Source organism: Azospirillum agricola, assembly GCF_017876095.1.
GTDB classification, from domain to species: domain Bacteria; phylum Pseudomonadota; class Alphaproteobacteria; order Azospirillales; family Azospirillaceae; genus Azospirillum; species Azospirillum agricola.
In genome coordinates, this window is sequence record NZ_JAGINM010000051.1 from 1 (window position 1) to 10,493 (window position 10,493).

A 10,493-nucleotide genomic window follows, 5' to 3' on the forward strand; every position below is an offset into this window, starting at 1 on the left:
TTACTCCCACTCCCGGTGGAGCTTCAGTGAATCATGCTCGCTATAATTTGGGAATCCCATGCGGCCCGAGAGTCAGCTCAGGCGTGAGCCGGTATTAGAGCGCCTAACAGAAGCTTGAGTCGTCTCTCGACTCGTCATCCCCGCCTTCGCGGGGATGACGGTTCCATTGGGCACCGATGGCGAAAACGGAATTCTGTTCGGCGCTCTTATGCCGGCGTCGGTGACTTTCGCCGGCACGGGCAACGAACTGGACAACCACATCCAAGGCACCCCGGCGGAGACGCGCTGTTCGGCGGCTTGTGCGTCGCGCAACACCAATATATTCTATCAGATATAGCGTATCCGCCATCCGGGGATGGGGGCATGGAGAGCGAGCGATGAAGCCACCCATCGTCATACTGGGCAACGGAACGCCATGGCTGCGGTTGGGCCGCATCCATCTGACCGCCGGGCAATGCGGCCTGATCACCGGCCCGACCGGCACCGGCAAGACCACGGTGCTGCGGGCGCTCGCCGGCCTGCCGGGGCATGACGGACGGCCGACGGCGGTCGATGGCGGCATCGCGGTGCCGCTTGGGACCGCCTGCCCGGTCGCCTTCGTGCCGCAGCTTCCCGACATTCCCCCGCGGTCCTGCGTCAGCGCGGCGGTCGAGGCCGCCCTGCGCGGCCGTCCCCTGCCGGCCGGGGAGAGCCGGGCGCGGGCCGCCGCCGCCTTGCGCGAGGTCGGGCTGGAGGGTGCCGCCGGCCGTATGGTCGAAAGCCTGTCGATGGGCGAGCGCCACCGCTTCGCCATCGCCTTCGCCCTGGCGACCGATCCGGCGGTGCTGCTGCTTGACGAGCCCTTCGCCCTGCTGGATTCCGACGGGGTGCGGACGCTGCGCTCCATCATCCGCCGGCGCCTCGCCATGGGTCGAATCCTGTTGGTCAGCGAACACCGGCCGGAGCGGCTGACCGGCCTGCCCGCCGTCCATCTGCGCATGCCGTCTCCGGATGGCCCGTCTCCAGATGGCGCCGAACCGCCGACCCCGGACGAGGACACGGCGACGATGGGGAAGGGCTTCCGGCCGCAGGCGGCATCGCCGGTGCTGCACGCTGAGGGGCTGCGGGTTCCGCGCAGCGATGGCACGCCGCTGCTCGACCGGCTTGCCCTGACGGTGCCGGCCGGGCGGCGGGTTCATCTCAGCGGTGTCAACGGAGCGGGGAAGAGCACGCTGCTGCGTTGCCTGATCGGCGCGGAGCCGCTGGAGGACGGTACGGTCACCGTCACCGAGCTGCGCAACCCGAGCCCGCGCGACCTGCCCGGCCGCGTCGGCTTCCTGCCCCAGGATCCACCGCGCCATTTCTTCGCGGAAACGGTGCGGACGGAGATCGGCTTCGCCCTGACCCGCGCCGGCCTGCGCCCGCCCGACCGCGCCGAACGGGTCGACCGGGCGATCGCGCAGTTCGGCCTGACGTCCCTGGCCGACCGCTCGCCGCAGAGCCTCAGCGTCGGCGAGCGCCAACTCGTGGCGCTCGCCGGTCTGGTGGCGGGACGGCCCCGGCTGTTCCTGCTCGACGAGCCGCTGAGCGGGCTGGACCCGCAGCGCGCCGCCCATGCTCTGGCGGTGCTGGCCGCCGCCGCCCGCCGGGACGGTTCCGCCGTCCTGCTGGCGAGTCACGATTCCCTGCCGGTGTCCGGCTGGGCCGACCGCAGCCTGCGCCTGGAGAACGGCCGCCTGCACGCCGTGGCGTGAGGCGGCCGCCTTTTCGCCCCAACGGAATCAGAAGCTGTAGCGCGCGGTGACGAACATCGTCCGGCCCGGCTCCGGGAAGCCGTCGGCCAGAGAGTAGTTCGCGTCGAACAGGTTCCGCACGCCGGCCGACAGCTGGGCGCTGGCGGTCAGGTCGTAGCTGGCCTGGAGGTTGGCCAGGACATAGCCGCCGTTGCCGAGGAACACGGTGCCCGCGGTGCTCTGGCTGTAGCGTCCGCTCGCCGCCTCGACGCTGGGAACGACGCTGAGCTGTTCGGTCGGGCGCCAGTCGGCGTGCAGGAAAAGCTTGTGGTTCGGCGTGCCCACCGCCTTCATGTTCGGGATGTTGGGGTCGGACAGCGAGCGGATGGTCAGGGTGTAGTTGCCGCCGATGTCGAGCGTCGGAGTCAGGCTGGTGGTGACGGCGACCTCGAAGCCGCGATAGAGGCCCGAGGCCATGTTGCGGCTCTGCGTCGTCGACTGGCCGTTGATGACGATCGGCGCGTTGGCGATCACGTCACGCAGCCGGCTGAGGAACAGGGCGCCCTCAATGCGGGTGGAGCCGAAGCGTTCCGACGCGCCGATCTCGTAGTTGACCGCCTTTTCCGGCCTCAGGTCGGGGTTGGAGGCGGTGCCGTTGAAGCGGGTGCTGAAGCGCTCGAAGATGCTGGGAAAGCGGGTGCGGGCGGAGACGCTGGCGTGCGCCTCGCCGGTTTGCGAGAAGCGGTAGACCACGGCGCCCTGGCCGTTGGTGGCGTTGCTGTCGGCGCGCCGGTAGTCGATCATCGTGCCGGTGGCAGTGCCGTTCCAGTCCTGCGCCTCGTGCAGGCGGCGCCAGTCGTGGCTGACGCCCAGCACGATGTCGAGCACCTCGGTGGCGTGGAAATTGTTCTCCAGCGCGACCGACCAGGTGTCCTCCAGATCCCGCTGCTTGGGCTCCACGAAGTTGCCGGGGTAGAGCCGCTGCCATTCCTTGTGGTCGTCGCGGCGGACGTGCAGGGCACCCTTCAGCGTGTTCATCGGGATCAGGTCGGTGCCCAGCTCGACGCTGCCGCCATAGGCCTTGTCGTCGTAATAGCTGCGGAAGGAGCGCGACGTGGCCTGCCGCGTCAGGGCGGGATCATCGAACGAGTAGAGCCCGTTCTGGAAGCTGTTGTAGTAGAGCTTGGTCTTGGCGTAGGACGCGCTGCCCAGCTTGGTGTTCGACAGCCAGTAGACGCTCTGTAGGTCCCAGTAGGGCCAGCTCCAGTAGCGCTGGTTGGCGACGGCGTCGTTGATGTTCAGCGGGGCGCTCTTCTTGCCCGACTGCTTCTGGAAGTTGATGGAATATTCGTCGGTGTCGTTCGGCGTGAAACCGGCCTTCAGGTTCATCGACCAGTCGGCGGTCTGCGAGTTGTCGCGGTTGCCGCCATTCTCCGACGTCACCGGCTTGAAGCTCTCCGACAGGCGGCTGTGGGTGGTCTCGGTCTTGGTGCCGCTGGCCTGTAGGTAGAAGCGCTCCTGCCGGGTGCCGGCCATGCCGTAGGTGGTGTAGCCGGCCAGCGCCCCCTGGTTGTCGAAGCTCAGGCCGGTGCGCAGTTCCGCCTCGGCGTCGCGGGTCGGCTTGCGGGTGACGAGGTTGATGGCTCCGCCCATGGCGCCCGGCCCGTCCAGCACCGAGGCGTAACCCTTCGACACCTGGATTTCCGACAGGTCGGGGGTCAGGAAACGTCCGAAATCGAGCCGGTTGTCGGCGGGCAGATAGATGCGCACGCCATCCATCATCACGGGAATTTGATAGCGGTCGAAGCCACGGATGTAGACCAGCCGTTCGTTGCGCTGCCCGCCGGTCGCCGACGACACCACGCCGGGAACCAGATCCATCGCTTGGTCGAGCGTCGGCTTGTTGTAGGTCCGCATCTCCTCCCCCGACAGGCTGGAGCCGCCGATCGGCTGCCCGGCCGCCTGGGCCGACACGTTGATCTGGCCCAGCGTAAAGACGCCGGCCGCCGCGTTGACGGTGGCGTCGGCCGCCAGCGCCCCACCGCTGGCCAATGCCATGACCGAACACGCGATATACAAACAGGAATTACGCATCTTGCCCCCTTCGAAGACCGTATCTCTTTCCATCGCTGTGACAGGCCGACACTCCACCCCCACCGCGGCTGCCATACGATATATTTTTATGAATATATCGACTGTTCGCGTTCTGTCAAAAGGCCATTTCGGCTGAAAGGGGAATGTCTGGCCGCTTTCCGTTCTGGCTGGGCGAAAGCTTTTTGTGTTCATCCATTTTCCAGGCAAGATCGCGCGGGTCCGGATGAGGCGATGGGAAAGGGGCGGGACAATGAGCGAACTGGTTCTGGAAACCGCCCGGCTGATCCTGCGTCCGCCGCGCCGGGAGGATTTCGACGGTTGGGCGGCCTGGAAAAGCGATGCGGAGGCGACGCGTTTCATCGGCGGGGCGATGGCCCGTCCGCAGGCGTGGCGGGATCTCCTGACCATGGCCGGATCCTGGTCGATCCAGGGCTTCGGCATGTTCTCGGTCATCGAGAAAGCCAGTGGACGCTGGGTCGGGCGGCTCGGCCCCTGGATGCCGGAGGGCTGGCCGGGATCGGAAATCGGCTGGGGCTTGACGCGCGACGCCTGGGGCAAGGGCTATGCGACGGAAGGAGCGGCGGCGACCATCGACTGGGCTTTTGCGGCACTCGGCTGGACGGAGGTCATCCACTCCATCGATCCGAACAACGACCCGTCGAAGGCGGTCGCGCGGCGCCTGGGTTCCACTCTGCGGGGGGCGGGCCGGCTGCCGGTTCCCTTCGAAAAGGAACCGATCGAAATTTGGGGCCAGACGCGCGAGCAGTGGTGCGGCCGGGACCGCTGAGGACGGGTGTGGGGGAATGCACGAAGCCGCCCGATCTGTGTATAGTGCCGGGCCATGACCATTCCTGAAGCCTAATCTCCTGTTCTAAAACAAGAGTTTCATTCATCTTATAAACACATAAGATTCGTTATGGAAAATATATTGACGAGCGTTGTCATGTGAAATCCATCCAACCATCCAAATAAGACGCCGAGGATCATCACGCGCCCGTATCGCATGGGTATATCTGGACAAGATGTCACAACCGTAGGGACAACTTGTTAGGGTGAGACCCTCCGGGTATCCTGCATGCGCGCGCAGTCACCGCTTCCATCGTCCTGGCCCGCGGGGCCGTCACGATCGTGACGTCGGAGGACTGCTCACATCCGTACAAGGAAATTTTCCACAGTGGACATCCCCCGGATATTCAACATCACCGAAAGTGCCCACCGCATCCACAACCCGATTACACCCGAAAAGCTCGCCACTCTCGGTGCGGCGTTGCGTCTGGAATCGGGGGCCAGCGTGCTCGATCTCGGCAGCGGTTCGGGGGAGATGCTGTGCACCTGGGCACATGATCACGGCATCGTCGGCACCGGCATCGATATGAGCCCGCTGTTCACCGAGCACGCGAAACTTCGTGCTGTGGAACTCGGCGTCGCCGATCAAGTCGAGTTCATCCATGGCGATGCCGCCGGATATGTCTCCGACGAGAAGGTCGGCGTGGCGGCCTGTGTCGGTGCCACCTGGATCGCCGGTGGGATAGCCGGCACCGTCGAGCTTCTGGCGCGGAGCCTGCGCGCCGGAGGGATCATCCTCATCGGCGAGCCCTATTGGCGGCGGTTGCCGCCGACGGAAGATGTTGCCAAGGGGTGTCTTGCCAACGCGATTTCCGACTTTCACACGCTTCCAGACCTTCTCGCGTCTTTTGGCCGCCTTGGCTGCGACGTCGTTGAAATGGTTTTGGCTGACCAGGATGGTTGGGACAGATACGAGGCGGCCAAATGGCTTACCATGCGCCGTTGGCTTGAAGCCAACCCCGGCGACGGGTTCGCGGCCGACGTTCGGGCCAAATTGACTTCGGAGCCCGAGCGTTACGCCGCTTACACGCGCGAATATCTGGGCTGGGGCGTGTTCGCGCTGATGCTGCGGTGAAGCAGCGGCGCGAACACGGAGCGTCAATGGCCGCGCCGACCGGCAACCGGGGCCTGCCGCGATCCCTTGTGCGATGCCCAAACACTCTCGCTCGCAATGTCTTTTTCAGGATGTCTGTGCTGTGCCCGAGCGCCATTCACGATAAAGAAGGCCGTAGACAACCGTATCGCACACACCCTTGTGCGTTGTCTCATGCTCGCGCAAGCAGCCTTCCCGCACAAAGCCCAGTCTCTCGATCAGGGCCGTGGAGGCCGCGTTTTCCGCGTCGATTTCAGCAAAGAGCCGACGATACCCTTCGTTCTGGAACAGATGGTCAACGAGCGCGGCCATGCACTCGGTGGCCACGCCTTGACCTTGGCGTTGAGCAACCGTGATGTAGCCGAGTTCGAGAACTCCCGCATCACGTCCTGGGTATGCGACGTAACGGCCCGCTACGGAGCCATCGGATTTATCCATCGCTACCCAACTCCGACCAGCCCATGTGGAATCCGTCAGCCAATCCGCCAACGCTTCCATCGTCGCGAAATGAGGTTGCGACATGTAACGGCACTGCGTCTCATTCGAGAAGGTCGGAAAAAGAGCAGAGGTGTCCTCCCGAACCAGTTTCCGCAACGTAAAGCGCTCCGTCGCGATCGATGGTGTGTCCAGGGTCGGGGCAGCATTCATTGATGGAATCCGCGTCTGGGTGCTGATGAAAGTGATCGTGCGTCAGGTCCAGGATTGTTCCGATGCGCGGCTTGACTGGCTACAACAGATGGATCCGTTTCGCGCCGCGCATTATCAGCGTTTAATTGCATATGGCAACCTCAACGGTCTCCTTCCCGTTCCGCTGCTGTTCAACCCCTCACCAGGACAACGCCCAGGATGAGTAGGGTCGCACCGGCCAGCCGGGCGGGGCTGATCGGCTGCTGAGTCAGCCCGAACAGGCCGAAATGATCGAAGACGAGCGAGCCGAGCATTTGACCGACAACGATCAAGGCGAGAACCGTCGCAGCGCCGAGGCGCGGGACCATGAGGATCGCGGTGCCGATGAAGAGCGCTCCGAAAAACCCCCCGGTCCATGACACCCACGACGTGGAGCCGGCGAATGGGTCCGGCAACCGGGGGCCCGGGGCGATCAGCGCGAGCGCCAGCATCGCCAGCATGCCGACGAGGTAGCTGACGAAGCCCGCCCACCAGGGCGATCCAAGCTCCGCCCGCAGATTCGCGTTCAAAACCTGTTGCAGAGCAACGCTTATCCCGGCGCCGACCACCAGGAGGTATGAAAATGCGGACAAGGCAGCGGTCATGCCGAACTCTCCAGTCAAAAGAGCGGGCGTCCCGCATCGGGCCTATTCCCACGCGGCGCTCCGGGACCAATGGGTAGCAGGCCCGAAGCGCCGCGGTCTGGAACGGATGTGACCTACCCTGCCCGGTATCGTCCCGGAGTGACGCCGAACACGCGCCGGAAACAGCGGCCGAGATGGCTTTGATCGGCAAAGCCGGTTTCGGCGGCGACACCCGCGATCGGTTCGCCCCCCCGGAGCAGCCGCCGCGCGTCGTTCAGTTTCTCCAGCAGCCAGAAGGCGTGCGGCGGCATGCCGTGATGTTTCCTGAACCGCCGGGAAAAACCCTCGCGGCTCATGCCGGCACGCTGCGCCGCCTGTGCCACCGTTTCCCACAAGCCGGTGCTCGCGAGTGTGCCGGCCGGATCGGGAATGTTCCCGGCGACGCATCGGTGATCCTCGGCAATCGTCGTGAGTTCGGGCCAGCCGATCTGTCCCACCCTCCGCCATTGCCTGGCCAGGTCCGAGATCAAGTCGCGCGCCGCGTACGCTCCCGCCGGCGTGTAGAGATTGATGCAGACAATTTCCGACGGCTCCGACAACGAATGGTGAGGCGTTCGGGCGGGAATGTGCATCCCCTGGCCGGGAGCGACGGCGAACGGTTGGCCGTCGATGACGAACCGGCGGCGCCCGGACAGAACGAAGGTCACTTGATCCTCTTCATGGAAATGGACCGGCAACGCCACGTCGAGACCGCGCACCGTGCCCAGCTCAACGATGTGGCTGTCGGACGGACGCCAATAGTCCCAGGTTTCATGGCGATGCGGAGCAGTCCCTGGCCGGCTCTCCCCGATCATGCGACATCGCATAAGGCGAGCCCCCGCACGCGGACATGGTTGTCGTGGAACGCGGCGCCGCCGAAGGGGGCCACCGCGTCGGCCCCGGTCAGGCTGTTGATGCCGCGCCCTCCTTCATGGGCGTCGTTCGGCCAGATCGATTCGGCGATGACCACGCCGCGCCGCATCCCGTCGAACAGGCGGGCGCGCAGGATGACCTCGCCACGCCCGTTTGCCACCTCGACGCGGTCGCCTTCCGCAATGGCCAACGCCGTCGCATCCTCCGGGTGGAGCAGCAGCGACGGCTGCTTTTCGCGCGCCTGCGAACCCGGCGTCTCGGTGAAGCTGGTGTTGAGGAAGTGCCGGGCCGGGGCGGTCACCAACCGGAAGGGATGTTCGGCGTCGGCTTCCTCGATCACCGCCCAGTGGTCGGGAAAGCGTGGCATCGCCGCCACCGGCCCGAAGGTCGAGGGTGCCGCATAGGGCACCGACGGCCAGTCGGGCTTCAGGCGGAAGCGCCCGTCCGGCCAGGCGAAGCCGTCGAGGTAATGCGCCGTGCGGAAGTCGGGCTGCACATCCAGGAAGCGCGCCCGTTCCAGCTCCTCCAGACTGCCCCAGCCGGAGTTCCGCAAGGTGGCGTCGATCAGTTCACGCTCGCTCATGCGGAAGCCGGGATGGTCGTCGACGCCCAGCCGGGTGGCGAGCGCCCCGACCACGGCGTGGTTGGGGCGGCATTCGCCGGGCGCGGGAACCAGGGCGGGGCCGAACAGGATGTGCTGGTTGCCGCCGGCCTGATAGAGGTCGTCATGCTCCAGGAACATGGTCGCCGGCAGCACGATGTCGGCCATCCGCGCCGTTTCGGTCATGAACTGCTCGTGGACGCAGACGAACAGGTCGTCGCGCCCGAACCCGCGCCGCACGCGGGTCTGGTCGGGGGCCACCGTCACCGGGTTGGTGTTCTGGATCAGCAGCGCCGTCACCGGCGGACCGCCGGCCAGCGCGTCCACGTCGCCCTCCAGAATGGGGCCGATGCGCGACTGGTCGAGCATCCGCACGGTGGGGTCGCGGCGGTCGAGCCCCTCGATCAGCGTCTTGTTCCAGCGGTAGATGCCGCTGTTGGAGTGGAAGGCGCCACCGCCTTCGTGCTGCCAAGCCCCGCTGACCACCGGGATGCAGGAGGCCGCGTGCATGTTGACCGCCCCGTTGCGCGAGCGGGTGAAGCCGTAGCCGAGGCGGAAGAAGGAACGCGGCGTCCGTCCGACCAGCCGGGCGAAATCCTCGATGTCGGCGGCGGGCAGGCCGGTGATCGCCTCGGCCCAGGCGGGGGTCCGCCCGGCCAGATGGGCCTCCAGCCCGGCCGGATCGTCGGCGTAGCTGGCGAGATAGGCGCGGTCGGCCAGCCCGTCGCGGAACAGCACATGCATCACCGCGCAGGCCAGCGCCCCGTCGGTGCCCGGCCGGATCAGCAGTGGCAGGTCGGCCTGCTCCATGGTCGGCGTGCGGTAGACGTCGACGACGGCGATCTTCGCCCCGCGCTCCTTGCGGGCGCGGATGGCATGGGTCATCACATTGACCTGGGTCGCAACCGCGTTGGTGCCCCAGATCACCACCAGATCGGACCGCGCCATCTCGCGCGGGTCGGCACCCGCCAGCCGCCCGGTTCCGGCGATCAGGCCCGACCAGGCCGGGTTGGTGCAGATGGTGGAAAAGAATCCCGAATAGCGCTTGGCGTGCCGCAGCCGGTTGAGGCCGTCGCGCTGCACCAGCCCCATCGTGCCAGCATAGTGGTAGGGCCACACGGTTTCGGCACCGAAACGGCGCTCGGCCTCCAGGAATCGCTCCGCCACGATGTCGAGCGCATCGTCCCAGGAGATCGGCTCGAATCGGCCGGAACCCTTCGGGCCGGTCCGGCGCAGCGGCCGGGTCAGCCGGTCGGGGTGGTGGATACGCTCGGCGTAGCGGGCGACCTTCGCGCAGATGACGCCCGCCGTGTAGCTGTTGTCCGCCGCCCCGCGCAGTCGTCCGATCCGCGTGCCGTCAACGACCTCCACCTCCAGCGCGCAGGTGGAGGGGCAATCGTGCGGGCAGGCGGAGGCGTGGAGGCGGGTCGAAGCGGCGGGCATGACGATCCTTCCTGTCCGGCGGTCTGTTTCGTTCGGGTGGGCCGCGATGCCCCTTGCATAGCATGGCGCGGCGCGCGGGTTGAACCGCGCAAATGCTCACGTCCGACCGTTTCGGTGGGGGATGGCGGCCGGGTAGCGACGGAACGGAAAACCGGCTTGAGGGTCGATCGCTGGTGACGGTCCATGATTTGCTCGGGCCAAGAGCCTGATGGAAAACGTCAGTTGCTGATCCTCCCAGGTTGGACCGGCATAGCTTCGAGTGCATTCAGCAGGCTGTCGGTATCCTTGCCCTGTGCACATAGGCCGGTGGCTGTCTCACCGAAGTCAACCAGATTGTGGAACCTCGGTGCGGGCGCACGTTCCAGCGGTACGAGCCACGCTGCGTGGCTGCGCTTTGCAAGTCCGTCGAAATAGAGCTTCTGGGTGCGGAACAGCACGTTCGTCTCAGATAGCGTCCACGAATGTGGTGGAAATTCGCTGATCGCCCTGGGGGTGGGGCATGCCCCACCCCCAGGGCGGCGTCCCTTGCGCAAGAGGTGGTC

8 protein-coding genes and 1 pseudogene are annotated in these 10,493 nt (G+C 66.1%); 3 read left to right on the top strand and 6 right to left on the bottom strand.

What is annotated here, in order from left to right:
- Positions 1–377: 377 nt before the first annotated feature.
- Positions 378–1,733, top strand: a complete 1,356-nt coding sequence (locus J2847_RS33295) for an ATP-binding cassette domain-containing protein (protein WP_233474964.1) — start codon at positions 378–380, stop codon at positions 1,731–1,733.
- A 27-nt stretch (positions 1,734–1,760) separates the two neighbouring features.
- Here the strand turns inward: J2847_RS33295 and J2847_RS33300 are convergent, their stop codons facing one another.
- Positions 1,761–3,770 carry a TonB-dependent receptor plug domain-containing protein gene (locus J2847_RS33300; protein ID WP_209783014.1) on the bottom strand — a complete coding sequence of 670 codons (2,010 nt, stop codon included), beginning with the start codon at positions 3,768–3,770 and terminating at the stop codon, positions 1,761–1,763.
- A gap of 286 nt (positions 3,771–4,056) precedes the next feature.
- Here J2847_RS33300 and J2847_RS33305 point away from each other — a divergent pair, with 286 nt between their 5' ends.
- Together J2847_RS33305 and J2847_RS33310 are read left to right on the top strand one after the other, a co-directional pair.
- On the top strand, positions 4,057–4,593 hold the full coding sequence (locus tag J2847_RS33305) for a GNAT family N-acetyltransferase (RefSeq protein ID WP_209783015.1): 537 nt from the start codon (positions 4,057–4,059) through the stop codon (positions 4,591–4,593).
- Between the two features lie 387 nt (positions 4,594–4,980).
- Positions 4,981–5,727, top strand: a complete 747-nt coding sequence (locus J2847_RS33310) for an SAM-dependent methyltransferase (protein ID WP_209783016.1) — start codon at positions 4,981–4,983, stop codon at positions 5,725–5,727.
- 105 nt (positions 5,728–5,832) lie between these two features.
- Here J2847_RS33310 and J2847_RS33315 read toward each other — a convergent pair whose 3' ends face one another.
- From J2847_RS33315 to J2847_RS33335, 5 genes and pseudogenes are all read right to left on the bottom strand, one after another.
- Positions 5,833–6,393 carry a GNAT family N-acetyltransferase gene (locus J2847_RS33315; RefSeq protein ID WP_209783017.1) on the bottom strand — a complete coding sequence of 187 codons (561 nt, stop codon included), beginning with the start codon at positions 6,391–6,393 and terminating at the stop codon, positions 5,833–5,835.
- A 170-nt stretch (positions 6,394–6,563) separates the two neighbouring features.
- Positions 6,564–7,016: a DMT family transporter gene (locus J2847_RS33320; protein WP_209783018.1), complete on the bottom strand. Its 453-nt coding sequence runs from the start codon at positions 7,014–7,016 to the stop codon at positions 6,564–6,566.
- Positions 7,017–7,129: 113 nt separating this feature from the next.
- Positions 7,130–7,849, bottom strand: a complete 720-nt coding sequence (locus tag J2847_RS33325) for an AraC family transcriptional regulator (protein WP_233474965.1) — start codon at positions 7,847–7,849, stop codon at positions 7,130–7,132.
- Positions 7,846–9,951 carry a molybdopterin-containing oxidoreductase family protein gene (locus J2847_RS33330; RefSeq protein ID WP_209783020.1) on the bottom strand — a complete coding sequence of 702 codons (2,106 nt, stop codon included), beginning with the start codon at positions 9,949–9,951 and terminating at the stop codon, positions 7,846–7,848. Before J2847_RS33330 ends, J2847_RS33325 begins: the two co-directional genes overlap by 4 nt.
- Positions 9,952–10,169: 218 nt before the next feature.
- Positions 10,170–10,493, bottom strand: a pseudogene (locus J2847_RS33335) (hypothetical protein); the annotation flags it as partial.

Coding starts and splice junctions, on each gene's coding strand:
- J2847_RS33295 (WP_233474964.1), top strand. CDS start 378: ATGAAGCCACCCATCGTCATACTGGGCAACGGAACGCCATGGCTGCGG.
- J2847_RS33300 (WP_209783014.1), bottom strand. CDS start 3,770: ATGGCATTGGCCAGCGGTGGGGCGCTGGCGGCCGACGCCACCGTCAAC.
- J2847_RS33305 (WP_209783015.1), top strand. CDS start 4,057: ATGAGCGAACTGGTTCTGGAAACCGCCCGGCTGATCCTGCGTCCGCCG.
- J2847_RS33315 (WP_209783017.1), bottom strand. CDS start 6,393: ATGAATGCTGCCCCGACCCTGGACACACCATCGATCGCGACGGAGCGC.
- J2847_RS33320 (WP_209783018.1), bottom strand. CDS start 7,016: ATGACCGCTGCCTTGTCCGCATTTTCATACCTCCTGGTGGTCGGCGCC.
- J2847_RS33325 (WP_233474965.1), bottom strand. CDS start 7,849: ATGATCGGGGAGAGCCGGCCAGGGACTGCTCCGCATCGCCATGAAACC.
- J2847_RS33330 (WP_209783020.1), bottom strand. CDS start 9,951: ATGCCCGCCGCTTCGACCCGCCTCCACGCCTCCGCCTGCCCGCACGAT.